General features: G+C 31.8%; 20 protein-coding genes. 3 read left to right on the top strand and 17 right to left on the bottom strand.

The window, feature by feature from the left end:
- Window positions 1-35: 35 nt before the first annotated feature.
- The 10 genes from NX902_RS24900 to NX902_RS24855 all read right to left on the bottom strand — a co-directional run bounded on the left by NX902_RS24900 (window position 36) and on the right by NX902_RS24855 (window position 16,277).
- Complete coding sequence (locus tag NX902_RS24900) at window positions 36-7,268, bottom strand: non-ribosomal peptide synthetase/type I polyketide synthase (protein ID WP_341161090.1); 7,233 nt, start codon at window positions 7,266-7,268, stop codon at window positions 36-38.
- A gap of 49 nt (window positions 7,269-7,317) precedes the next feature.
- The gene (locus NX902_RS24895) at window positions 7,318-10,404 is read right to left on the bottom strand and encodes a cyclic peptide export ABC transporter (protein ID WP_341123801.1); all 3,087 of its coding nucleotides are present in this window, start codon (window positions 10,402-10,404) and stop codon (window positions 7,318-7,320) included.
- A 27-nt stretch (window positions 10,405-10,431) separates the two neighbouring features.
- Window positions 10,432-11,415, bottom strand: coding sequence for a BtrH N-terminal domain-containing protein (locus NX902_RS24890; RefSeq protein WP_341123802.1), 984 nt, complete (start codon window positions 11,413-11,415; stop codon window positions 10,432-10,434).
- A 40-nt stretch (window positions 11,416-11,455) separates the two neighbouring features.
- Complete coding sequence (locus NX902_RS24885) at window positions 11,456-12,433, bottom strand: BtrH N-terminal domain-containing protein (protein ID WP_341123803.1); 978 nt, start codon at window positions 12,431-12,433, stop codon at window positions 11,456-11,458.
- 15 nt (window positions 12,434-12,448) lie between these two features.
- On the bottom strand, window positions 12,449-14,275 hold the full coding sequence (locus NX902_RS24880) for an HAD-IIIC family phosphatase (protein WP_341161089.1): 1,827 nt from the start codon (window positions 14,273-14,275) through the stop codon (window positions 12,449-12,451).
- Window positions 14,250-14,813 carry a hypothetical protein gene (locus tag NX902_RS24875; RefSeq protein WP_341123805.1) on the bottom strand — a complete coding sequence of 188 codons (564 nt, stop codon included), beginning with the start codon at window positions 14,811-14,813 and terminating at the stop codon, window positions 14,250-14,252. Before NX902_RS24875 ends, NX902_RS24880 begins: the two co-directional genes overlap by 26 nt.
- Before the next feature lies 1 nt (window position 14,814).
- Window positions 14,815-14,979 carry a hypothetical protein gene (locus NX902_RS24870; protein ID WP_341123806.1) on the bottom strand — a complete coding sequence of 55 codons (165 nt, stop codon included), beginning with the start codon at window positions 14,977-14,979 and terminating at the stop codon, window positions 14,815-14,817.
- A gap of 79 nt (window positions 14,980-15,058) precedes the next feature.
- Entirely contained in the window at window positions 15,059-15,187 is a 129-nt protein-coding gene (locus NX902_RS24865; RefSeq protein ID WP_341123807.1) for a hypothetical protein, read from the bottom strand.
- A 38-nt stretch (window positions 15,188-15,225) separates the two neighbouring features.
- The gene (locus NX902_RS24860; protein WP_341123808.1) at window positions 15,226-15,495 is read right to left on the bottom strand and encodes an acyl carrier protein; all 270 of its coding nucleotides are present in this window, start codon (window positions 15,493-15,495) and stop codon (window positions 15,226-15,228) included.
- Between the two features lie 77 nt (window positions 15,496-15,572).
- Window positions 15,573-16,277, bottom strand: a complete 705-nt coding sequence (locus NX902_RS24855; protein WP_341123809.1) for a 4'-phosphopantetheinyl transferase family protein — start codon at window positions 16,275-16,277, stop codon at window positions 15,573-15,575.
- A gap of 835 nt (window positions 16,278-17,112) precedes the next feature.
- On the opposite strand from NX902_RS24855, the gene NX902_RS24850 reads away from it, so the two are divergent.
- Complete coding sequence (locus tag NX902_RS24850) at window positions 17,113-17,760, top strand: hypothetical protein (protein WP_341153307.1); 648 nt, start codon at window positions 17,113-17,115, stop codon at window positions 17,758-17,760.
- A 20-nt stretch (window positions 17,761-17,780) separates the two neighbouring features.
- Here the strand turns inward: NX902_RS24850 and NX902_RS24845 are convergent, their stop codons facing one another.
- The 4 genes from NX902_RS24845 to NX902_RS24830 all read right to left on the bottom strand — a co-directional run bounded on the left by NX902_RS24845 (window position 17,781) and on the right by NX902_RS24830 (window position 20,738).
- Window positions 17,781-19,043 (bottom strand): Y-family DNA polymerase, encoded by a 1,263-nt coding sequence (locus tag NX902_RS24845; RefSeq protein WP_341123811.1) that lies wholly within the window; start codon window positions 19,041-19,043, stop codon window positions 17,781-17,783.
- A gap of 10 nt (window positions 19,044-19,053) precedes the next feature.
- Entirely contained in the window at window positions 19,054-19,275 is a 222-nt protein-coding gene (locus tag NX902_RS24840; protein WP_047944556.1) for a hypothetical protein, read from the bottom strand.
- 339 nt (window positions 19,276-19,614) lie between these two features.
- On the bottom strand, window positions 19,615-19,767 hold the full coding sequence (locus NX902_RS24835; protein WP_162837595.1) for a hypothetical protein: 153 nt from the start codon (window positions 19,765-19,767) through the stop codon (window positions 19,615-19,617).
- Between the two features lie 134 nt (window positions 19,768-19,901).
- Window positions 19,902-20,738, bottom strand: a complete 837-nt coding sequence (locus NX902_RS24830; protein ID WP_341123812.1) for an ATP-dependent DNA ligase — start codon at window positions 20,736-20,738, stop codon at window positions 19,902-19,904.
- Between the two features lie 275 nt (window positions 20,739-21,013).
- Here NX902_RS24830 and NX902_RS24825 point away from each other — a divergent pair, with 275 nt between their 5' ends.
- Together NX902_RS24825 and NX902_RS24820 are read left to right on the top strand one after the other, a co-directional pair.
- Window positions 21,014-22,267 carry a hypothetical protein gene (locus tag NX902_RS24825; protein WP_341161088.1) on the top strand — a complete coding sequence of 418 codons (1,254 nt, stop codon included), beginning with the start codon at window positions 21,014-21,016 and terminating at the stop codon, window positions 22,265-22,267.
- Window positions 22,260-23,006, top strand: coding sequence for a hypothetical protein (locus tag NX902_RS24820; protein ID WP_341123814.1), 747 nt, complete (start codon window positions 22,260-22,262; stop codon window positions 23,004-23,006). The genes NX902_RS24825 and NX902_RS24820 overlap by 8 nt, the downstream gene beginning before the upstream one ends.
- Here the strand turns inward: NX902_RS24820 and NX902_RS24815 are convergent, their stop codons facing one another.
- The 3 genes from NX902_RS24815 to NX902_RS24805 are packed head-to-tail and all read right to left on the bottom strand — an operon-like array spanning window position 23,007 to window position 26,286.
- A complete protein-coding gene (locus NX902_RS24815) occupies window positions 23,007-23,654 on the bottom strand; it encodes a hypothetical protein (RefSeq protein ID WP_047944560.1) in 648 nt (215 codons plus the stop codon).
- Entirely contained in the window at window positions 23,651-24,196 is a 546-nt protein-coding gene (locus tag NX902_RS24810) for a hypothetical protein (protein WP_016204239.1), read from the bottom strand. The genes NX902_RS24815 and NX902_RS24810 overlap by 4 nt, the downstream gene beginning before the upstream one ends.
- Window positions 24,197-24,213: 17 nt before the next feature.
- Window positions 24,214-26,286, bottom strand: a complete 2,073-nt coding sequence (locus NX902_RS24805) for a peptidoglycan DD-metalloendopeptidase family protein (protein WP_341123816.1) — start codon at window positions 26,284-26,286, stop codon at window positions 24,214-24,216.
- Window position 26,287: the final 1 nt, after the last annotated feature.

The following is a 26,287-nucleotide window of genomic DNA, read 5'->3' as shown; positions in this document are numbered from 1 at the left end:
TCTATCGCTCCTTATTACTATAATAATAATCGTACTTATCTCGTTGTAAGAATGATTTCGTTATAAACCTTAACAATTTCCTCCAATATTTCTTTATTCCCCCAAATAGATTCCAATTTTTTGTAAGTGGTTGAAATAGTTGGATGGGTAAATAAATCTTCAAGCATATACTCTACTTGGAACACTTCTCGTAATCTAGACACTATCTGTAAGCCATAAAGTGAATTTCCACCAAGTTCTAAGAAATGATCATTTACCCCTATCTGATCAATATGAAGTAATTCTTGCCAAACCTGGGCAATAAATTTCTCAACATAATCTCTAGGCTCTATATATTCATTACTTTGCTTTGGCCTTGAATAAAATGTCTTTAAGTCATCTTTTACATTTTGTTTATTAGTAACTAATGTCATTTCATCCTTAATTGAAATAACCCAATCAGCTGGTTCCATATCAAAAATAATTGTATCTATATTCCCTAAAATCTCTTTCATATGATTTATCTCAAGACTCTCTAAACTTCCTTCTATATAAACGCTATTCCACAAATGCACTTCACCTTCAGCTGCGACTACATTTGCAACCGAAGAGGTAAAAGCATGTAATACACTCGTATACTTCTTTAGACCAGTTAGAAGTATGACAGTATAATCCAAAATTAAATCTCTGATAGAATCTTGCAATCTTCGTACTTCCAAGTCTAATAAAGATATTACATGCTCCCACTCTTCAAATGATTTGCCTCCAAGTAATTCTGAGCCATTAAGTGAGAAAATAATTCCATCGATATGCCCAAACTTCTCTTTAACTTGCAAGATTAGTTTACTGTAATCTTGCTCTTCCTCACGATAACTCCCATTAAATGAGATGTTTTTTTGAACAATATTTATATTTTCCATTTCAGAATACTTTTCTAAGAGTAACCATTCATCACTTGTTGATGTTAAACTAATAACTAAAAAAACCTTCTGCAAGTCAGTTCGTAAATTTGCACCCTGTGGAAGTTTTATATTTTGATAACTTCTTATCCAACGCTTCCCTCCACGGTATCCAACAATTTGTTTGTGACTTTCTTTAATCTCTGCTTCCTGTATTAATAGATTTACTATGTCATATGAAATTTTATCAGGCGTTGGAATATCAATTACTTTTACCATAATATTTTTTGACTTTTGGATATTCCCCAAATAGAGTTCTAAATCCGCAGTCTTAGAAGGGATTATTTTATCAATTCCTGTTATGTTATAGTATTTATCCCCAACAAGAATATAATTTAGCTTTCCATCGAAAGCTGATAATCGTTTATATAAATCTCTCCAACTCGCAATTAGTGGCTGTTTTGAATATAAGCCTCTTATATCGAAAATAGAAACTGGTACTTCTATATTCTTCAAGTATCCTTGCACAACTTCCCAATTAAAATCATGTTCCTTTTTTAGTATGAACACAGTCTTACCAAGCACTTCTAATTTATATTTTAGTTCCTCTTCTAATTCATTCTCTTCTTCAGAAATAATAAAAGAAAGTCCATTTGTAGCTACAATCCTATTAATACTTTTAAAAGCTCTTGACCAATTTGCTACAAAAGTTTGATAAATATCGTTAGAATCCTGATTTAACAAAACATTTAAATTTTTTTCACCATGCAACATGTATCGTTTTCTTTCAAAATAAGAGGTTGGTAGTGGACAACGCCTTCTATTCTCTCTTTCATGCAAGATATTCCAATCTGGATTAAATCCTAACATCCAAAGTTTCCCAATAGTATTTAAGAGGTAATACATATCACTATTTTTATCTTCATAAGAGGCTAAAGTATTAAGTTTTACATTCGCAGTATTTATCATATTAGTATCATTATTATCCGAACCCAATCTGATTAAGATACTATGAAAGTTTTCAATAAACTGCAGACAGTGTCTTATCTTAGCATTCGTAAAAATATTCTGAATCCAATATTCGGAACTAGTCGCTTGCTCATCTGTTATCCAATCCTCGCTTATATTTGAATAGAATGGAATATTTGGAGCATTAAATGTTACCTTTTTAGCTAGCTGTTGATGAAGTTCTTTCTTAAGACGATTTAATTGACTCGATTGTTGTGTGAAATCAGCAAACGTTAATTGAGATACCTTTTCACGCTCTGTGACAAGCCAAAGAGCCTCTTCTAAAGAAAATACTCCAGATAAACAAGCAGAGGTAATTTCACTAACACTATTCCCAATTAAACAGTTTGGAATAATACCGATGCGAATCAAAAATTTTGCAAGACTATACTCAATGGTAAATAACATTGGAGCCGTTAAAGAATTACTAATATTCTCTTCTATTATTGGTTTTCTTTCACCTGGATATAATACCTTATTAATTTCATAACCAATTAATGGAGACAGAATTTGAGAACATAAATTGACTTGTTCACAAAAATACTCTTGTGTTTCATATAACTCACGACCCATACCAATATACGCTGAATCTTGATCAGTAAAATAAAAAGCTATCGGACTATTTTCTTTTATGTTGGCAATCTTATTTTGTTCGGATTGTTCTAGTTTTTTAATCAAGTCATCACGATCTTTAACAAGCAAGTATTGTCGAGTGTCAAATGCAGCTCTTCCTACTTGAAGAGTAAAAGCAATGTCGGCAGGATTAATATCTGGATGTTTACGTAGATGATAAGCTAACCTTTTTTTATTTTGTATAATTGAATTTTCGGATTTGCCTGATAGTACTATTAAAGTTTGAGTTCTCCCCTTACTATCATTTTTTAATTCTGATTTAAATTCTTCCAAGACTACATGAGCATTGGTTCCCCCAATACCAAATGAACTAACACCAGCTCTTCGTGGTACTGAGATAGGTGACTCCCATTTTTTATACAAGTTGTTAACATAAAATGGACTCGTTTCAAAATCAATTTTAGGATTAGGACTTTGAAAATGAAGCGAAGGAGGAAGTTCCCTATTGTAAATTGCGAGTACAGTCTTAATCAATCCAGCAATGCCTGCAGCTGCATCTAAATGTCCAATATTCGTCTTTACAGAACCAATTGCACAATATCCATATTTATCTGTTTTCTTTCTAAATGCCTTCGTCAGGGCTGCAATCTCAATAGGATCACCTAAACTTGTCCCAGTTCCGTGCGTTTCTACATAAGTAATCTGTTCAGGATTCACACCTGCCCTATTATGAGCATCCATAATCACTTCTGCCTGTCCTTCGACTCCAGGAGCGGTATAACCAACTTTTACAGCCCCATCATTGTTCACAGATGATCCTTTTATAATAGAATAAATATGATCCCCGTCCTTAATAGCATCATTAAGTCTCTTCAGAACTACCATGCCTACTCCGCTTCCTCTAACAGTTCCAGATGCACCTTCATCAAAAGCTCTACAATGTCCATCAGGAGAACGAATTCCTTCTTCTTGATACAAATAACCATGATTTTGAGGGATTTCAACAGATACCCCTCCTGCCAATGAGATTGTACACTCCCTATTAAGTAAACTTTGACAAGCTACATGTACTGCAACTAATGAAGAGGAACAAGCTGTCTGGATGGCTAAACTCGGACCTCTCAGGTTAAGCTTATGTGATACTCGTGTTGTTAGAAAATCTTTGTCATTTCCAAGCATTAATCTATATTCGTCCAATGACCGTGAAGTTGCGAGAGGGAGTAATTGATTTACGAGATAAGTACTCATGCTAGTGCCAGCAAATAATCCTATTTTATTTTTATATTCAAATGGATTATATCCTGCGTTCTCTAAAGCTTCCCATGAACACTCTAATAATAATCTTTGTTGTGGATCCGTCATCTCAGTTTCAACTGGGCTCATATTAAAAAATTCTGCATCAAAAAATTCTGCATCATTAATAATCCCTGATGCTTTTACATACTTAGGATTTCTAATTTGTTCTTCAGGTATTTCAGAATTCACTAATTCTTCATCTGAAAAAAAGTGAATTGATTCAATACCTTCTACTAGATTTCCCCAAAACTCTTCGGTATTATCTGCACCTGGAAAACGTCCTGCAATTCCTATAATTGCAATATCATTATCTATTTGATTTTGGCTCTGTTGTTCTTGGATATCTACAGTGTTTTCTTGGTTTTTTCCATCTAAATATTCTGCAAGAAATTTTATTGTAGGTAAACGGAACATATCCGAAACAGTAAGTTCATTTCCAAAAACATCTTGAATCATCATTTGAACTTTTAACAATGACAGTGAATGTCCACCAACTTCAAAGAAATTATCATGAACTCCAATATTAGAAAGATCTAATACCTCGCTCCATATAGAAATGAGTTTTCTCTCTGTTTCACTTTCTGGACTGAGAGATTTTGAATTATTGGATTGCACTTTAATATTTTTAACCATAGCTAATCTATCTATTTTTCCGCTAGGAGTCTTAGCAAACTCTAGAACCTTGTGAAAATAGTTGGGAACCATATATTCTGGGAGTTTTTCTAACAATACCTTCCGAATGTTCTCCGCTTCTAATTCTTCAGAAGAAATAACAAAAGCGTGAAGAATGACATCATCATCTTTTTCCACTTTTAATACAAGTGCGTCATTAACTAATGGTACAGATAACAAAGCTTCCTCAATCTCACCTATTTCAATTCGATAACCTCTAATTTTCACTTGGTCATCATCTCTACCAAGAAATTGAATGTTCCCATTAGGAAGTTGAATCGCCTTGTCGCCAGTTCTATAAATTAACTCATCTTTATTCCATGGATGCTGAATGAACTTCTCTGAAGTTAGTTGTGGCTGATTAATGTATCCTTTTGCCAGACAAACACCAGAGATATAAAGCTCTCCTATTGCTCCAATTGGTTGAAGTTTCATATTCCTATCGAGGATATGAAGGTTCACGTTACTTATTGGTTTACCGATAGGAATTGAAGTAAGACCTTCTTCTATATCGTTTACATCATAGTATGAAACTTCTACTGTAGCTTCTGTTGGACCATACATATTCGTAACTTTTGTACCATTTGGAATCGTTAGCAGTTTGTTAATCCGTTCTACATGACTTAGCTTTATACTTTCCCCACTCGTAAAAATTCTTTGAAGGCTCTTAAGTTTCTTTATTTCATGCGGATTTCTTTCCAAGTAGTCTAAAAAATAACCAAGCATACTTGGGACAAAGTGAATTATTGTTATATTATTATCATATAAATGCTGTATTAATGAACTCGGATCCCCTTCTTTTCCAGGTGTTAATAAACAAAGTTTAGCTCCTCCAAAAATCCACCAAAATAGTTCCCATACGGATACATCAAAACTAATAGGTGTCTTTTGCAGTATCGTATCTTCTAAGGTTAATTGATATTTCGTTTGTGACCAATTTAATCTATTTAGGATTGCCTTATGAGTAACCATTACTCCTTTTGGCACTCCAGTTGAGCCAGAAGTATAAATAACGTATGCTAATTGTTCTAGAGCTACATTTATTTTAACCTTAACAGATGGATATTTTTCGAGTTCATCGATAGGATGTGAAATGACATTTGAAACTATAAGGGTGTCACCGTTATCCAAGATTAAATGTTTCACACCAGCATTTGAACACATATACTGTATTCTATCTAATGGAAGCTTTTGATCAATTGGCATATAAGCACAACCAGCTCTCATAATTCCAAGCATACTCGCTACCAAATTAATAGAACGTGGCATCATAATACCAATAACTTCTTCTGGCTGAACCCCTTTGTCTAAGAGACCATTTGCAATTCGATTTACTAAATTATCTAATTCTGAATAGCTTATTTCTTCTTGGTTACAGACTAATGCAATACGATTTGGCCAACGCTTAGCCTGACTTTCTAGTAATGTAGGTATAGGGCAATTATTTTTGTAATCATGATCAGTTGTATTATAACTATTAATGAGAAGATTTTTATCATTATCAGAAATCCAATTAATTGCCCCTAATCTACTTTCAGATTGGCTAATAAATTTATTGATAATTGATTCATAAAGCTCAATTATTCTTTTGATGATTGAACTTTGAAATACTTCCGGATTATAAGTGAAATTAAATTCAAGTTTTCCGTTTACCACCATTAGTGTTAGGGTTAAAGGAAAGTGATTACTTTCTATAAATTCGAACGATTTTATTTGAATACTTTTATCAGTTGAAAATTCTAATAAGTCATGAAGGGGATAGTTTTCAATAACAATTAATGTATCAAATAGGGAATTCCTACTGTCTATACCACTATAAGATTTTATATCCACCAGTGGAGTATTCTCGTATGGTTCTAAACTAATATAGTTTTCATGTACCCGATTAATAAATTGCCGAACTGTATCCTTGCCATTATCTCTTACTCTAAAAGGAATCGTATTTGATAAAACTCCAACAAGATTTTCTATACCAATAATAGGTGCTTTACGACCAGATACAACTGTACCGATTAAGACATCATCTGTATCATTATAAATTTGTGTCAAGATCCCCCAAGCTGCTAACAAAGTTGATGACAAAGTAAAGCTATTGCTTTTAACAAAATTCAAAATTTCATCCGTTTTCTCGAAAGTTAATTTATGATTATAAATAGCAGCATTAGTATTTTTATCATCTGAAATTGCCTTACTATTAACAGGAATTAATGTTTGGGCATTTGATCCATGTAAATAATCCTTCCAAAAATCTTGTAGTGATATTTTATCCCTCTGTAAAAGCCATTTAGCAGTTTGCTTTAATTTGGGTTTAGGTAAAACTATTTCAGCACTATTTTCGTTTTCATAAAGATTTATAAATTCATGAAGAAGTTGAACTAAACTCCACCCATCAAGTAATATATGGTGATAACTAAAAACCATAACCGCGGATGAATCAGTAATAAGATAAATGGTAATGCAAAATGGTTCTAAATCAATTGGAATCGGCTTTGCAAAAACATGTTTTTTTTCCATTTCTACTTTCTGATTTGCTTCATGAAATGAATATTCACGAAAGTCATGTATATGAAGAGGTAATGTCTTCTGTTTTAGAATAACTTGAACAGAGTTTTTCATATTTTTCCATCTAAAGATGGATCTAAGTGATTCATTAATCTTCTGAACTCTCATCCAAGTTGTTTTTAGTTTTTCTATATCTATTCGACCTTCAATGTCTAAAATCAAATGCTGACAGTATTGATTCGAATTTTGCTCCATACGATAGTGGTACAATAAACCCTCTTGCATAGGGGATAATGCCACAATGTCTTCCACATCATTTTTTGATAGTCTGTAGTCCACCTTTACCTTTTCCCCTTTCACATTAAAAATGCATTATTTTCCCATTTGATTAATTTAAACTAGGTTGATATATATAACCAGTTTTTGAGGAATAATTAGAATCTACTATTTTCCCTAACTCCATTTTTATTACCTGATCAGCTATATCAAAATATCGGTCATCATGAGTTATTGCAATAATACATTTACCCCTTGTTTTTAAATCAGGTATAAACTCATGATAAAACAAATCTCTAAATTGAGGATCTTGCTCCGCAGCCCATTCATCAAATAGATAGATAGGTGAATCCTCAAGTAAACAAATTAGAAGAGCAAGCCTTTTCCGCTGCCCAGTTGAGAGTTTCGTGGTAGTAAATTCACCGTTTTGAATTTGCACTTTAGCCTCTAACTTAAACAACTTCAAATATCTTTTTATTTCTTCCTCGCGTCCGTTCGTTTCAATACCATACAATCGATCAAATAGATAGTAGTTACTTTGAACTGCTGAAAAATATTCACCTAACTGTTTAGAAGAAAGACTTGAACCATTTATTTTAATGCTTCCACCTCTAGGTTCATATAATCCCATTATAAGATTTGCGAGTGTTGATTTCCCACTACCATTACTACCGACTATAAAAGTTACTTCACCTGAGCGGAAATGAGCATTCAATGGACCCACATTAAAAGAATCTTCTCCAAAATACTGATAACTTACATCCTCAAGCTCTATATGGTAAAACTCCTCTAAAAGAACCTCTTCATCTATAGGGGGATGTGCAGAAGTTTTTAATTCCTTCTCTAATTGAACTACTCTTCCCCAACTAACTTTAGCTTGAAATAAAACTGGAACTGTACTTAACAACCCATTTACAGGACCAATAATAAATAAAAAGACAACAACAAAGTTTAGAATAGTAGTGTCCTCAAAACTATCAATTATATTAGGAAGAAGGAATACCGATAACCCTAAAACGATAATGAATAAAAACTCACCAAGTACATAAGCATTTATAAATTTCAAGTCACCTTTAATACGAAAATTTTTAAGTTTTAAGCACTGTTCAATTATGTCTTTATAAAAAGCACTCTTCTTCTTTTGGCGCATGTGTAGTTCTTTGAAGCCAGAGATCATGTCCTCAATTAATTTATAAAATATGTTTTGTACATCCCGATTCTTTTCCCAAAAACGTTGGGAAACCCTTCCCGTCAAAATATATAGAGTTAGGCCTAAGACAATTAACCCAACTGATAGCAAAAATCCTTCAAATTGAATAAATGATAAGTACACTATACATACGAGTAATGTTATAAGGTTTGTTCCAGCTGTAACAAGAGAATTGACAGCTCTACTGATTACTTCCATATCTCCATTCAATGTTGCATAGATATTACTTTTTACAGATCTATCGATGCTTTCATATGAAGAATTAATCAGTCTATTAATTAATTCTTTTCTCTTTTCATAAAGAAACTCGTTGGTAAGTGTAACCAACCCACCACGGACATACTTTTGACCAATTAAATACACAATCACAACCATAATAAAATACATAAAAATCCTATTTCGATCTTCATCTTCTATACCAATACTGCTGTTGATTATAAAAATTAATAATGAGTTTGCTAAACCACTGACAATACTTAAAATAATTAAATTAAAAACTACTTTATTCTTTGTACCTATAGTTACATGTAGAAAAATAAAATATAAATAATATACAAATCCAATTATCCTTAAAGTCCAACCAGCTAAGGATAAAGTAAATGGAGCCCAGACTTTAATAAACTCCCAATTCGCTCGTCCTAAAAAAATATCTGGAATATAAAAAATAGCAAGCTCATATATAACTATAAGTATAGTAGCTAAAAACATGATTGCACTTTCTTTAACTCCTAACTTGCGTAGCTTTCTTTTCCCCTGAATTACTTCTTTAATCAGTAACCCTAAAAAGGCAATAAGGGATATTGTGAATATAGCTCCTACACCTAATATTAATGTGCTAACCCAATCTATTTTAATATAGCCGTCTAAACTATCACTAACACTTATTTCTTCACCATCCATTAACTCCATGATTCCTTGGCCAATTTTTTGTACATTTGAAGAGCTAAGATTAGCTAAAACTGTTACTGCATAATTTTTTTGCCCCAGACGAAATAATGTATGAGCCGAATAGTTAGGGTTAGAACCAAGGTGTGCTACCATTCCATCGCCATCCTGATAAATTGCCCACCCTGCAGCATATGAAGAACCATCTATAGTTGGTTCAACACTTCGATCTGGCTGGTGCGATTGAGATATAAGATTGAACCACTCTTTATGTTCAAGTCCCATTTGAATACGCAACCATTTTTCTGCATTATTTAAATCGGTAAGTATATATGCAGCTGGGGTATTCCCTCGATAATCTGGTGCTTTATATGGAAAGGGTTTTCCAAAAGCAAGTTTATAGCCCGTTGAAATATTTGATTCATCAGAAGGTCTACCTACGGACATACCATTAAGTCCAAGTGGACTTAAGATATTTGTTGTAATATAATCCTCATATTTAGTAGATGTTACTTTTTCAATTACTAGGCCCAATACATCATAGTTAATTGTTGCATAGTGATATTCCTTACCAGGTGCCTCTTTTAATTCAACACCTGAAAGTGCTCGAATATTCTCTTCAAGTGCATGTTCAGAACTACTCTTTGGAATATCTACCATTGTATAGTATGGAATACCACTTGAATGATATAAAAAATGTTCTAATTTTATATCAGCACTTTTTCCTTCAAAAGTCGCATCAAACCATGTAAGGTATTTAGAGATTGGATCAGATAGTTTTAATTTCCCTTCTTCTTCAAGCTTTAATATTGCTAAAGCAGTGAAAGCTTTGGTATTAGAACCAATTTCAAACATCGTTGAGTCTGACACCAGCTTCTGAGATTCAATATCTGAGTATCCTTTTGTCTCCTTATAAATAGTTTTACCATCTTTTATTACTACAACAGCAAGACCGGGAATCTTTGCTTTCTCTTTTTGTTCTTCTACAAAAGAATCTATATCATCTATTAATGTATTAGAAGATATTGCAAACGCCGAATTATATACATGTAATGAACAAAAAATAATACAGATTAGAGAGAATAGGATTTTTTTAAACATCATTTCTTTACACCTCCTTGTTCTGTTAATTTAAACTTTAACTATGAGTCTTTCTATATTTTCCAATATTGCTTGCTCGTGGCTAAATAGTAGTTGTATACGTTTTTGTAATCTATCCTGCATATCTATATTTGGATACATCAAAGCTTTCATTAGTAAATTGGCATATACAATCCAACTTTGATGACTAGTTAGATACAGCTTAGCTAAATCTAACTCTCCAAATTTATTAAGATATGAATGGGCATTATATCTTGAATTTGAAACTTCTTTCAGACTTGTATATATGTGGGAAACCAAAAAGTCTTTATTATCAAAATTACCTCTAATAATATTCAATAGCTGGTCGCCACATTTTTTTATAGCTTGTAGCCCTAACACTCCAGGATATTCAGTAGTGTCTTGTAGTAAAAAGCAACGCTCACCTCTCATTACATTCCAATTGTTTTTTATTACTTCTATATAGTTTTGTTCTGGTAAAAAAAACTGATTAGTATCTCTAGTTAAAAAGAAAAGAACTAAACGCCCACCTGACAGTTGATTTTGAAACTCATTCAATATATTTATCAATCTAAACTTGTTCATTTTCTCACTATGAGAAAAATAATGATCAGCTACTTTATAATTACTATCTACTTTTCCTAGTATTTCAAAACTATGTAAATAATGAACTCTCTTTTCGTTAAGACGACTGTAATCTAATGAAAATACATCTGATAAGACACCAACTGTTTGATTGGCGACTAACAGTTCTTCTAAACGATGTATAAATGAATCTATATCCAGATATTCTTCAGTTTCAACATTCAGTCCAAAATATTGTTTTATGTTATCTTTAAAACTTTGAAAATAGGGTTCTATAACAATCGTTGGAGATTGCCCCTTTTGAAATTCAAAGTAGAGTCCAGCTTGATTAAAAAGCAGTGTAACATCAATCCCTAGCCTTTCCAGCATCGCGGCAATCGTAATATGCGTGCAATTATAACGTTCGTTTTGATAAACTGCTTCTAACATAAAACCCTCTCCCTTTCTACTCATATAGCGACAATTAGAGTTAAGCTTTCTCTTTACTCCTGTTTGCAAAATCCATAATATATGGATCTCTTCTTATTTCCTTAATTAAGTTCTTATCTAATTCCAATAAATGTTTACATTTTGTTTTAATATTCTCCATATTTAATTTGGAGGAAAACACAGCTTTTCCAAAGAGAAACATTAGTACCTTTGCTTCTTGGTAGTATTGAGTAAGATAAGATTGAATTAAATGATTATGACAACCAAGTGAAATTAGCCCTTTTAAGAAACAGTACCTAGAACCAGAAATTAATCCAAAAACATGTGAATAAAAAGTCAAATCTTCAGATTGCTTCCTTAAGCTTTCCCACTTCTCTTCAGAAGCATTAATGAAGTCGTAATAAACCTCGTAATCATCTTCATACTCTAAAATGAGTTTTCTAATCTGATTAATAAAATGGTGTTTATCTAAGGTTTCATTAGAATTTTGACTAATTTCAAAATGGATAACAAACTTTTTCCTTATAGCATTAAACGCAAGCTTAAGGTACTCTTCAGGACATTTTTGTTGTTTAATATTTGCTCCAACGTTATCGATTGTATTGAATATCATACTCCCATCTTCAGCATATTCATATCCGACGATCATATGGCTATGACTAGTATGAAGTTTATTGTATTGAAGAGAATAAGGAAGATAGTATTCATCAACATATAAAAATACTTCTTTACCATTGCCAAGTAGCTCAATCATATTAGATTTTAATTCTTGATAATCTGAACATGTTGTAACGAAAAGATTTATATTAAGATACTTTAGATTTGATAATTTAACCTGATTTTCATAGTCGAATCTAGATTTTCTCTCTATGAAACTGCCTTTATAAATTCTGCTAGTTGTTTCCAGTGCATTACAATACATATAATCAATTGGATTATTTATCTTTAATCTCTCTTTAAAATAGTACATTAGAAGAGTTTGATAACATGCAAGATATAGTTCCTCGTTTTTATCCACTATCATCACCCTAATCTATTCAAAAGTTGAACAAATTTCTATGCTCTCTCTCCACTTTTCACTATTTTTAAACTTAAATGGATTACAAATATAAATGGTACTTATCTCATTTTTACTAGTTTGTTGGAATCCTCGCTTTTCGTAAAATAGTTCTGTTTGTTTATTCTTAGGAGACGCCTTATAAACCCCTATTAATTTCGTTATACCTTTATATTTCGTACGCTGGATTATAGATGAGAGTAATGCATCTTCTACTAAACGCCCTAATGCTCTGCAGGATAGTATAAAGTGTTCAATTACTGCTTTTTCTCCTTCATAATGAATTATACTGGTTCCAATAACCCCAAAATCCCCAAAACGATCTTCCAATTGAATCACAATCACATCATAATTTTCATTGTTACACCGTTGTCTTATTTCATCCTCAGTACATCGAATAGTTGTTAAATTAAATTGATTAGTCTTCTGAGTTAGTTGAGCTACTCTTGGAATTATTATTTGCTCTGCCAATGAAACTTTTACTTTCATTTGTAGAGTTCTATAATATTTCAAAATATCCATATCACTTTTAAGACTTTTGTCTCGAATTCTATCTTGTTCTTCTTGGTACATTTTCGTACGCATTGTATCTTCAGAAGTTAATGATTGATTTGACAACTCATATGCTTCAAGTAACTTATCTCGAAATAAATATGGTTTTTTCCTTGGCATATGAATAGCTTTCACTTCTGGAAGTAATTCTTGAATTTGAAAAACTTCCCATTCACTATCATCCATAAATACCAAGCTATCTAATGATATATTAAGTTTATTTGCAATTCGTAATAGGTTTGTTGCTTTGTCATCCCAATTTATCTCATATGCTGCTAGATGATTCTCTTTAATTAACATATGAGGGTGATTTCGTATCACTTCAATTACATCGTATTCATTGTTTTTACTACAAAGAGCAATTAGAATTCCTCTATTGTAAAAATTTAGCACTTCTTGCTGGAATTCATAATAAGCAGAACCAGGATGGTAAGGACTTAAACGAATATTTTGAATTCCTTCTTCTCCTATGATTCCACCCCATAGTAAATCATCACAATCTAACACTAGGCATTTCCGACTTTTACCACGAAGTGCACATATGTTACTTGCCATATATCTGGTTATCTCTCGACAGCCATCTTTACTATATGGTGAACGGCTCCAATGCCATTGTCGTTTGTCATAAATAAACTCGGCTCCGAAACGATATAAAACAAGGTTCAAATCTATAACAAAAGTGTTATATGATTTATCAAGTTCAACTTCCATAAAATCATTTAAATTTTTTATTATTTTATAAGGATTATAATCTAAATTTGAATTTATCATTACAGTAGGTATGCTCGGCAATTCAAACAAATTCCATAGTATAATAGCTTCTGAATGTTTGCGTATTCCCTTTAAAAGTGTTAATAGATTATGTTTAACAGAGATTGTCTCTTCAATTAATTTATTTTTATCCAGTTGATAGGGGTTTTTGAATAAATTGTCATTTAACGCATTGATATTAGGAAAAATAATTATAAAATCACTTTCTTGTTGTAGTAGATTAGTATGTTGTTTATGTATTTTCATTATAGTCTCATCAATATCAAGAAAAGATAATTCAGCACTTATTTGGTTTTGTAAGAGGAAATGAATTAAATAAGTATCAAATATAGGTTTTAAGGTTACATTTGTGAAAATTGTTATATTAATTTGTTCTTTAGCTTCTAACTTTTCCGCTTCATTAGTTTGTAATATATTTAAAAATTCTTCCTTGCCGGGATTATTTAACATATCATTATTCCTTTTCAGTTTGTTTTTCAACTGTAATTGAAAAAATGTGCATACAGGGGTTTTCCCCAAGTAAAATAGAGTCTATAAGAGATGGGACTGGAAGACTTAATTTTGTATACCAAATACATGGTTGGATTTTTGAATTTACTTTTGTTCCTGAATACAGAAAAGGGATTTGAATAAAGCATTCATTATCAGTCTTTGAGGGATCAGTTCCAAAATAACTAAGTTTTAAGGGTGCAGTATGAATTGTTGTATCTTTGTAATAAATCTCTATTTCTTCTTCCATATCTGTCATACTAGATGTTCCAATAACATGTATTGCTGAAGCTTCTGTATCTGATAAAAAAACTCGTTGTCCCGATAACTCCAAATTATCCCAATTACTTTGCTTACCCATATAGAATGGTATAGTATTATATTCAAAAACCTTATTAAAAGGCATATATTCTTCGGGAATGGAAGAACCTGATATTGTTAGGTATCCTCCTTCTTCAGAGTCCTTTAGTGAACAGGCCTTATGATTTAATATATTACTTAAGTCTAAACAATTATATTTATAGGACATTTCAATTCCTCCATTTAGAAAGTAAAGCATGATAATAAGTAAACGGTCTAAAGGACAGGAAATCACCTGATTTATGTAAAGTGCCATTTGCATTTAATATATAGCCATTAAGCGAAAACATAAAATTTTTTGCAAAAAGAATATATATTTTAATAATGTTCTTCAAGCAGAGAGTTCTCCAAAAAAGTGATGTTTAGCAAGAACAGGATAAAAGAAACTACTCTTATATCCTGTCTTGCCTTGTATTAATTTGCTGCTTTGGTAGCAGGACTAGCTTTAACAAATTCCACTTCTCTGTATTCCATTCCTTTTGCATCTGTAGTAACTTTGGAAATTAAGTATTTTAGCTGACTCAAGGTTTCATTCTTCTTCATATTTAACACCTCCTTTCAATATTCTTTAGGAAATTTTTTTATATTTCAGGAGTAGCACTACTAACATGACTTTGTATTAAATTAATAATTGATCCAATACTTTTGAAGTTTTCCAAACTATACTCATCATCATAAAATTCAATATCAAATTGTTCTTCAATAACAACTAACAATTTAATCCCTTGTACGGAGTCTAAACCAAGACTAAATAAATTATCCTCCTTACCAATTTGGTTAAAATCTATATTTACATTTAAGCAATTACTAATAGCAATTTGTAGTTTTTTTTCTATTTCTAACCTATTCAAAGATTCACTCTCCTTTTCATTTAGTAAAATTGATATTTATAAGGATTTAGGAATTAATAAAGTTTAATAATACGCTACTATTTGTAAGCAATTTTAGTAAATTCCTCGAATAAATCTGAAAACTTGAAATGAATAACATCTGAATGATATGGGCTTTGTGAACACAAAGTAGTCTTGTATTTTTCTGAAATATTGTACGATTTAAAATAGCAAGATGGTTCAGTGATTATTTGTCCATTACACTCATATAGTTTTATTGCCTTATCAAAGATTTCAATGGTAAACGAATTTAACGGTATAGACATACCTTCACCTATAAATTTGATATAGCTTTCTTTAGCTGTCCATATAGAATAAAAACGTTTAATACGATTTTCATTAGTTGCTTGATTTATGTAGTTGATTTCACTATTAGTAAAAAAGCGATCAGCTATTTTTAAATCTATATCTTTTATTTCTTCAATATCAATACCTACTGGACGATCTGATATTGCACACAGAACATAGTCACCCGAATGAGAAATATTGAATTGGAATTCAGGGTACTCTTTTAAATAGGGCTTTCCAAAATTATTAATACATAAAGTAATGTCATTATTGTCAATATTGAGTCTATGAATTATTAGAGTTCTTACTAATGTTTCTGCTACAACACCTCTAATTCGATCCGGTATTTGTCGGAGTCTCAATATTCGTTTTTTTCGTTCTTCTGATAGCAAATAAAGAATATCTTCTATATTATTTTCGTAATTTTCAATCTTTACTGAATATAGTTGTACCAAACTAAATTTCTCCTTTTAGTAGATAACAAGTAATAATTTAGTGATTTACTTAGAAATAAAACTGTACTTCTTTCATATTTATATATTTATATTACACAACTCTTTACATTTTTGGGTATTTATTTACACTTTACTTCATTATACATCAAGGAAAAGAAAAAATTCTACAATTTTTTCCATTATAAATACTAATTTACGAACTATATGGACTTAAAGAAAAAATCCAATGATAATTGAAATTATATTTCTTTTTAATAAACAAGACTAAAAGAGAGACTATTGCAACACCATTAATTGTGCTTTTACACAAAAAAGCATAGAAGTTTTTATCCTCTAATGCCACAAATTTATTCCTATATTAGATTTTCTATTCATCCTATTTGATGATTTTATAAAATGAACATTACCTGAAAATTATTTTTAAATCATTAGTTTGATTATGTATTTCAAAACCAATAAAAATTAAAGCACCTCCAGATGAACTAATAAGACGAATAGAAAAATTTACATTCCTTTGCAGAACAAGTAACGATAACTAATCGGGATGCTTGTGAAATGATTGAAGAGAGTAATGGTGGAAGCAAACTACTATTTTTATTGACCTTCCATATGTTAATAAAGCCTCTTCACTATATCGATGTTATTACAAAGAAGAGATCATATTAAACTTAATTGTTTATTCGATACTTTATATCATGGTTTTGATGGTGGCTGGAGAACTTATATTTATACCCAACTGTTAAAGCTGTGTCAAGAGCTTACACCGTTTAAATATCAAGAACATTTTAAAATCGTCGATAATAATAGTAGATAAGAAAGGGGATTGTAAATTATAATGAGTTGGCCGTTTAGTAAAGAAAGATTATTTTTATATCTCTCATATGTTATATATAGTTTTATAGTTATCTATGCTATTACATACATATATCCAAATTACTTTAGTGAAACGATTCTTATATTCCTTGCTGTAATGTTTTTCAGTTATGGTGCATACTTGATATCCCGCTTAACTGGTGTTTATAAAAAGGTGCAGGAAATCGAGGGGGAAATTTATCGACAAGAAATTAAGAAAGCATATGCTCATTTCTACTCAGAAAAAAAGAGCGATATTAGGAATTCTGCTTCTTCAAAGGAAACGAAATTGGAAAAGGAGGAATGGATAGAATTCGCGAAGGCTCAATGGTCTTGGAAAGGGAAAACCAACCGTGAATTAACAGCTGCAGAGAGGTATTTCAAAACTGAAAATAGTTTAAGACGGATAAATACTTTCGATAGGATTATAAATCTCATTTCTTCTCATTGTTACGGATTCTTTATTTTAGTTAATCCTCTCTATGCTTTTCTAACAACTATTCCAGTAGTTATCATTTCATTAGTACTATTTTTAATCTACAGAAAACTAAGAAGAAAATTACAGGAATTGTATATTGAAGTATACCCCGAAAATGTACGAGAGACATTGGAGAGTCTTGGTATAAAATAAAATCCCCCTTTAAGGGGGGATTAGGCTCTATGCCCACCAACCAATTTGGAACGGTGTACAGCTGTCCCTCCTGGAGTATAGGAGACTGCCCTTAGTAAAGAGGTGGGGCCAAATTTATTTCTTAATTCGTCTACTACATAACCTATTTTTCGTTTTTTCCAACTATTAGTATCAAAAAGATCCAATTGCACTTCGTAATCATCTACGAGTTTGGACAAACTAACAGATATTTGTCTAACAGTTTGTCCGCGATAATTTTCTCTCATAATATCCAAACATACCTTATATATATCCATGGTTGCATTAGTAGGATTTTCGATTGTTCTTGACCGATTAAATCCCCCACCATACTCATCTCGACTATATCCTAACCCAAAACTTATAGTGCGAACCGCATGATGATTTTTTCTTGCTCTTTTACATACCTCTTCGCACATTTCTAATACTACAGTTTCTATCTCTCTTCTTTCCTTGTAATCCCGAAGTAATATTTGACTTTTACCGTAACTGACTTGCCCAGCCATAATTGGTGAACCAATTTCGGATAAATCTATTCCCCAAGCATGATGAAACAATTGGTTTCCCAATATTCCAAACTTATTTTCCAGTAATTTTAAATCGTATCTAGCAAGTTGCCCTATAGAAAATATCCCCATACTGTTTAATGTTTTTTCAGTTCGCTTACCAATCCCCCAAAATTCACTCAATGGTGATATTGGCCATAATTTCTTTTGTACATCATTGAAAGTCCAAGTTGCAATACCACTATCCACCTTTTTAGCTTCTAAATCTAGACACAGTTTTGCCATAAGCATATTTGGACCGATTCCTACTGTACAGGGGAGTCCGAAATCACTGTAAATATCATATTGAATTTGTTTAGCTATTTCTTCTGGAGTGCCCCATTTATCAGAAGGGCCAAGTTCTAAAAAGCTTTCATCGATGGAGTAAACATGTACTTTATTAGGAGGTACATATTTATAAAATAACTTAATAATTTCTGTAGATACGCGGACAAATAAGGACATCGATGGATCCACTACAACAATACGAGGATCTTTTGGAATTTCAAACTTCCGAGAACCCGTTTTTATCTTAAAATCTCTTTTCATAGCAGGAGAGGCAGCAAGTACTACACTCCCCTCCCTCTCCGTATTTCCTACTACAGCTAAGTGACAAGTAAGAGGATCGAGACCTAATAATACAGCTGATACGGAAGCATAAAATGACTTCATATCGACTGCTAGTATGTTTTTATGAGGAAACTGAGAGTAGTCGAACATAAACAATCACCTATTTTGTTATTTTACTTATCATTGAAAAAGGTAGATATAAAATTTCTTCTGTTGTATCTTTAACTAAACGAAAATGCTTATTGTTGTAATCGATGAATATAGTTTTCCCTATTATGATTGCCTCACCTAGTGCTGGATGGTCAAAAACATAAAAAGAAACCGAAGAATTAGTTTCCATTGCATTATAAATTGTTTCTTCTTCAAGAAAAGAATAAGTCATTACTATCTCCTCCAATTAATATAAAAATTATATAAGAACTTATGTTCGATTACAATGTTATTTTCTTACTGGAATGTGTGATTTATACTATCGAATTTTAAATAATTGATATGATGAAATGAGAAAATGGAAGAAGAAGGTGAAATAAAAATACCTATTATCGGGGAATTTAATTGAAGATGAATAGAGAATGTTAGAGGATTATCTATCTGTGATTTTAGATTCTAACGGATTGAAATTTTTGTAGTAAGGGTATATTATAATATATAAGAATCAAACTAAAAAAACCAAGGAGCTACAACTCCTTGGACAACTACTTACGAGTGGTATGCTAAATAGTTATTTAGAAGACCCACCCTTTTGCTTCCTACGGCGCGGGGCGGGTTTTCGTTTGTTCTTCTTTTTGCTTGCAAAGCGATTTGCATAGCCCGCAGCAAGAGTAGTAAAAAAGATTTTTGCTACATCTTTGAGTAAGTCCAATACGAAATCCATTTGTATGTCACCTCCTTTCCCTCTTAGACAGGAAAAGAGTGCATACCACCCGCACCTATGTAGTTGTATCACCATTATATCACACCATTTTTCCATTAGGACAAACAAAAACCCCTTACATTGTGTAAAGGGTGTTAAATGATAAATTTTTGAAAGCTAGCACTTCTCATAAAACCTTTAGAAGTTAAACATTGATATTTAATTTCGCCCTTTAGAAGAGGGTCTAAATAAACAAAGTTCTTATCTTCTCCGATAATTAATTGTTTTGAAATTTTATAAAAGGCTTCCCTTTCCTTTTTGGGGACAAATTCCACAATTCCTCTTGATTGGTTCCCTTCTTTTATCAACCATCCAAAAGAGTTTTTTTTATATCCATAAATATTTCCTATTAAGAATTGGTAATTTTTGATTTTTTGGAAAGCGAAGGTTCGACTATCTAATATATATTTAGATGAGAGTTTTTTACTTACTATCCCTTCTAATCCTAGCTCCTTCACTTTATTAAATAAGGTTAGTCCATCGTTAAATGAGGTAGCTGCCGAAATTAGATGGTCATTATCAATAATCGAACTTAAGATATCTAATCTCTTTTCTAGGGGATCATGTATTGTAGATACTCCATTAAGGAAAAGAATATCAAATGCAACGAAGTGTACGGGGATAGCTTTCGCTAGAGAAACAATTTTATCTCTTTGAGACGCTTGAAATCGTGCCATTAGGCATTCGAAATTTGGTTTGGGTATTTCACCATTCTTATCAAGAACAATCACTTCTCCGTCCAATATACATTTTTGGACAGGCAAGTTTAAATTAAGTAATTCAATGTACTTTAATGTAACATCATTTCCATGTCTGGTGTAGATAGTGATTTTCCCATGATCGTAATGGAATAAAGCTCTATGTCCGTCAAATTTCAACTGATGTATATAATTTGAATCAGTTGATATAACCTCAGATGGTTGTAATAACATTGGTTTTAAAGGAGTGTTTAACACAGATTTTTCACCTCTTCTAATATCATAACAGAGACAGATTGGTCGATAAATAGAACGTTATTGTTAAAAGAGGAATAATGTGGTGACATAACCAAGGAAAAGCCCTTCAGTTTATTAGAAGGACTTAAGTGTGGTGATTCATGCTTTAAGACTAATATATAACCATCCCGTCTATTTTATGCATTTGAAGTATGTATGATTGTATTAATTTTGATTACAGTTTTATCGTGGCGAAGAACATTGACTAAACATTGGTTATAATTTATAATTCAGTTATAAGCGGTGTAGTCATTGTTTTGTTCATAAAAAGGGAGAGGGCAGTTATGAATACGATACTTACATTCCTTAACGGTTTTGTTCAATACCGAAGGGGGAAACAGACAGGTTTAGCTGGATTATTAGGACTTATTATTTTTGTTTTGGCAGTTTACAGATGGGATATTACTTATCCAATTTTAGAATCGCTGAAAATTATTGATTTCTTTGATAATTTGGGTTTGATATATGAGGGCGAACCAGGAACGACGTTGTACGCAATAATGTTATTCTTATCAAGAGCAGCAATAGTAATAATGTTTTTCTTAGCCGTAGCTTTAATTCTAAGTTTATTTTTAATGATTATTGGCTCTTCTAAGTTAGGACAAAATTTATTAGCATATGTGGTACTTACTATAATGATTCCCCTTTTAATAGTATGGATGTTAGGATATTATATTGCTTATTGTTTTGGATTTCGTACTAAAAAGGAAAAGGCAGAGGAGTCATATGAAAACTGGCATCAAGAGACTTTTGGAGAACATTCTGATAGATATAAGGAAGAGCAATTAAAGTATGAAGAGTCTCGTCTTTCCCCTTCTGATTTATTAAAAAAATACTGCACTACTTATTATATAGAGGATACAATTAGTCAGTTAAATAGATTGCCCATTTTTGGTGATACAGTTTTCATGCTAGGAGAAACCTATGATGGATCACTCTATATCTTAATGCCTGACCCTTTATTGAAATATAATAGAAAGATGGATATCGAATATAGGAGGAACTATTCTACTCCTATAAAAGCAGTACCATTTACTCTGAAAAATGTTGTGTTAGAAAAAAAAGATGATTCTAATATCATGAAATATAGACCAGAAAAAATGGTCATTTCTTTGAAGAAAAATCCCGAGTATAATGTAAATAGTGAATTAATTAAATATGAATTTTTAGTGGATATAGACTTTTGGGATATCAAGTCTTTTTATATGCCGGATCTTGATTTAATAGACATTAAGCATTACATTAGCTCTTTCGGCAAAAGAAATGATTATCGAATTTATTTAGAAGATAAGGTAGAAAAGTATTTTTCTCAAAAACAACATCTTTTAAATTTTTTATATAGAGACATATCAAGCGAAAAATTTCAAGAAGTTACTAATGACCTTAAAGAATTAAATGCAACAAATGAAGATATAGTTAAAATGATAAATGATTCTCCCAAAATACTAGGAGTGAATAATGAATAAAGAAACTTTAATAGAATTGTTAATTCCTCATAAAGAACATTTAACAACGGTAGGCAAGTGGGAAGAATATGCTTCAAAGCACAACCTACCATCCTATTACTCATTAAGAAAGTTCTTTAATGATTGGAACGAAATTAGAAGCGCTTTAGGAACAGAGATAAAGGGAAAATATAATCGAAATAGCCTTATTCAAATCGGAAAGGAACATAAAGAGCACGCTAAAACAATAAGAATGTGGAAAGATTACTCTGCTAATCAAACACTAGATCTTCCCTCTCCTGGTCAGATTTTAACAGTATTTAAAGATTGGTCATCGTTTAAAAATGCCATTGGAGTAGAGAATGAAAGAACTCCGAAGTATACAAAGCAAAAAATAAAAGAAATTCTTGAAGAACATAATGAATTTTTTATTTCACGTTCTCAATGGGATATATATGCTTCTGAGAATAAATTACCAACTTATAAAACAATTAGAAATCATTATACGTACGATGAAATATTGGATATAGTAGGAAAGAAAAAAGTTTTTAATTTATCAAAAGAAGAACTAATAAAACTTACATTAAAACCAGAGTATTTATACAAATTTCTCAATTCTACTAAAACAAAGTGGGATGAATTTGCAAGGGAAAATAATTTACCTTCTTCATATAAGTATATAAAAACTTTCGATACATGGTTAAAAGCAAAAGAAGAAATTGATAAAGCCTATCTAACAATGTCAAAAGGTACGGAATAATTACTTTACCGTACCTTCTATTTGTTTAACTATTTCCCAAGCGGAAGTTACAATAGAATATGTGGAATGGTGATGCTCCTCTGAGTGAGCGTACTCCGAGGGAGAAATACGAATTTCTATCCTTTTAGAAAGACCGTCTGAGTATTTTAATTCTAATAATACTCTATTAGAATTAGGACCAATCCCTTCTTTCGCTTCTTTGATTTTTAATCCCTCAATACTGCCGTTTCTTGAAATTCTGTTTATTATTTCCTTTACCACTAATTCTTTGTCCTCTTCTTTTGATTGGAATAAATCCTGTGAAAGAACTTCAATATCAAATGCAGAAGTAAAATAATCAATATTATCTTGTAATAACCCAGTCATAAAGTAGTTGATGACGTTTCTCTGAGGAGAAACGTCACTATGTTCATTTGGTTCATAAAAACCTAAGTCTAACTCCATGTCACCTTTTGCATTTTTTTCTGCCCACTCCATTGTCTTTTCTTGATATTCTTTATTAAATGATACTTCCTTAGCCACATTGTTTTGCATATCTTTTAAATCAACTGGAGTAAGTTTTTGACTGGAAGAAACATTGATATATATCGCAATACAGATTGTGATTATTGAGATACTGATAATCCAAATATAATGTTTTTTCATCATTTTTCTTCTTCCATAGCTGCACTTGCCAGCTCTTCTCTTAGTATTTTCCATTGGTTAGCAGTATTTGCTTGTTCCTTTTTAATTTCTATATATTCTTGTCTTAATGTGTCCTTATCCATGGTATTAGATTCATCTGTACTACTATTATTGGCACTTTCAATTGCTGTAAGTAATAATTGATGCGAACGATTGACTAAAACAATAAGATTTTGGTGTGCCTCAAAAAGTTCTGGATTAACATCTAGTGCCTCCACGTTGGAAACAAGTTCATTTGATTTTTTTATTGTTTCTTTCATTATTGTTGCAAATTGACTATTACTTACCTCATGGGTGTATAGACCATCTAAAGAATTATTAAAATTTGTTAAAATACTAGTCATTTCTGTTATAAATGTTTGTAACGATTCATCGTATTCAATGAGGTAGTCTATATTATCTTCTGTCACTTTTATATTAGCTTTAGAACTTGAAGAGCATCCACTTAAAATTATTACTAACGACAAAATTAGAAAAGAAAAACGTAGTTTACTAGTAGCTTTCATATACTCACCCCTATAACTTAAAATTTGATGTATAAAGCGGGATTTTTAGCATTTGCTTTATTTGCAGTCCATGCTGGTGAATGGATTTCAAAATGCAAATGAGGTCCGGTGACGTTCCCAGTACTACCCATATATCCTAAAAACTGCCCTTGTTTTACTTTTGTACCGGCAGAAACTGCTCTATTTTGCATATGTGCATATACAGTTTCATATTTCTTACCACCTATTGTATGTTGAATGTAAACAACATTCCCATATGAACTACTTAGATAGGATCTATGAACGACACCATCTGCAGCAGCATATATTTTCACGTTTGATCTACCACCTAATCCAATATCTATACCATAGTGAGTAGCACCCCATCTTGCACCAAATCCAGAAGTAACTTTTCCTGTGGTAGGTCTAATAAAACTTCCTGGATTTAGTTCTGGAGAATCAGATCCACCGCTATAACTAGCGCTTGTTTTGAATTTTTCTGCCCTAGCTAGTACATCGTTAACATACCAATCTGCATGGTTATATTGATAAATTGATTTTCTCTTATCTGTAGAGTAGCCGTTCTTTGAAAGATAATTTGCTGCAGTGAAAATAGCATCTTCTAAAGTAAAAGGATCTGCCTTTCCATCATTATTACCATCTACTCCGTATCCTCCACCTGCTTTAATAACATTCAAATCTGTATAATTTGTAGTATTTGAAACTCTTCCCCCTCCAATATTGTATTTCCATCCTGCCCAAGTTGCAGGAAGAAATTGCATGTGACCAACAGCTCCTGCATAAGAAAGCATTGGTTTTATTGTACTGAAGGCTGTCTCCTTACTATGAATAGCGGCTAGTGTATACCAATGTACCCCATACTTTTTTTCTGCAGCAAGGTATATAGGCATGTATTGCGGAGGTACCCCAGCTCCAGGAATTATGTCACCATCATAACTGATATCATCAAACCCGTATACGCCACCATTCCCTTTCAACCAATCTATATAATTTATATCTCCTTCAAGGAAGCTATAATTTGCTTCTATAAGCATCTTATCATCCAAGCCCAGTCCCATTGAGTTTAATATTGCATCAAAATTCGCATAATCTTGTTTTACTTGTTTACTAGATTCAAAATATTGCTGTCTAGTTTTAGTTGTAGTTTTTACTTCTACAATTCTTTCAACTTTAACTGTCTTAGTTTTTAAAAGGTACACTTTAACATAACCTGAAGTGTTAATCTTATTTTTTTTCTGTCTGGTTTCTTCTGCTAGTAGTGATTTCCACGTTTTGCTGTTTGAATTATAAAATGGAAAGTAAGGATCTGACCTATCTACAAGATACATAGGGACTTCTAACGCTTTCCAATAGTCAACTTTTTTATTTTCTTTTATGGTTTTGTGGATAATGACTGTATTTGATTTCCACGCTGTGACTTTGGGTTTATAGGAGAATATAGTTGAACCATTCCAATATTCTACAGAATTTAATTTGGTTACCATGTTTTTTGTATGTTGAACTTTCCCAACATTACATTCTTTACCTTCCTCACAAACAGTCACTTGCTTTTCTTTCCATTCATCATATTGACCATACTCAAATTCAGGAGCGAGTTTAGTAGCCATGTTTCTAATAATTTTTTTCGTTTGGGAAAGACTGTAATCTTTTTGCTCAAAAAAATCTAACATTATAGTTGAGGATATTAACCCTTCTGGTACACGATAAGGTCTTTCTAAATCACTATCCATATTCACAGTAGATTCGGATTGTTCCTTAATATACGCTTGAATTTTTGCATCATCACCACTTAAATTATCATCTGAAGTCCAAAAAAAGGATAATGCAACAGAGATGATAACAGTTACAATTATTATTCCTAAAGTTATTAAGATACCAGGAATACCTACTGTACCAATTAACCAAGCAAAAATCTGTTTTAGTACTTTTAAAATTACTTTGGCTGCAACTTTTATGGCTTTTTTGGCAACCGCAGCAGCTTTTTGTTTAAATTTTTTACTAAAGGGTTTAGATAGTAATCTACCTAATCCCTTCATTCCATTTACTAATTTTTCATTTAAGGTTTCTTGAGTATTTTTGTTATCACTCATC

This window comes from Niallia sp. FSL W8-0954, from assembly GCF_038005605.1.
Lineage (GTDB): Bacteria > Bacillota > Bacilli > Bacillales > Cytobacillaceae > Niallia > Niallia circulans_A.
Note: the sequence above shows the minus strand (reverse complement) of the source record. Positions and strands in the feature narration are given on the sequence as shown.

What these genes read in the sequence shown, in the direction of transcription:
- NX902_RS24895 (WP_341123801.1), bottom strand. Translation starts at nt 10,404, where the DNA reads ATGATGTTTAAAAAAATCCTATTCTCTCTAATCTGTATTATTTTTTGT.
- NX902_RS24890 (WP_341123802.1), bottom strand. Translation starts at nt 11,415, where the DNA reads ATGTTAGAAGCAGTTTATCAAAACGAACGTTATAATTGCACGCATATT.
- NX902_RS24875 (WP_341123805.1), bottom strand. Translation starts at nt 14,813, where the DNA reads ATGTCCTATAAATATAATTGTTTAGACTTAAGTAATATATTAAATCAT.
- NX902_RS24865 (WP_341123807.1), bottom strand. Translation starts at nt 15,187, where the DNA reads ATGAAGAAGAATGAAACCTTGAGTCAGCTAAAATACTTAATTTCCAAA.
- NX902_RS24850 (WP_341153307.1), top strand. Translation starts at nt 17,113, where the DNA reads ATGAGTTGGCCGTTTAGTAAAGAAAGATTATTTTTATATCTCTCATAT.
- NX902_RS24845 (WP_341123811.1), bottom strand. Translation starts at nt 19,043, where the DNA reads ATGTTCGACTACTCTCAGTTTCCTCATAAAAACATACTAGCAGTCGAT.
- NX902_RS24840 (WP_047944556.1), bottom strand. Translation starts at nt 19,275, where the DNA reads ATGACTTATTCTTTTCTTGAAGAAGAAACAATTTATAATGCAATGGAA.
- NX902_RS24835 (WP_162837595.1), bottom strand. Translation starts at nt 19,767, where the DNA reads ATGGATTTCGTATTGGACTTACTCAAAGATGTAGCAAAAATCTTTTTT.
- NX902_RS24830 (WP_341123812.1), bottom strand. Translation starts at nt 20,738, where the DNA reads ATGTTATTACAACCATCTGAGGTTATATCAACTGATTCAAATTATATA.
- NX902_RS24820 (WP_341123814.1), top strand. Translation starts at nt 22,260, where the DNA reads ATGAATAAAGAAACTTTAATAGAATTGTTAATTCCTCATAAAGAACAT.
- NX902_RS24815 (WP_047944560.1), bottom strand. Translation starts at nt 23,654, where the DNA reads ATGATGAAAAAACATTATATTTGGATTATCAGTATCTCAATAATCACA.
- NX902_RS24810 (WP_016204239.1), bottom strand. Translation starts at nt 24,196, where the DNA reads ATGAAAGCTACTAGTAAACTACGTTTTTCTTTTCTAATTTTGTCGTTA.
- NX902_RS24805 (WP_341123816.1), bottom strand. Translation starts at nt 26,286, where the DNA reads ATGAGTGATAACAAAAATACTCAAGAAACCTTAAATGAAAAATTAGTA.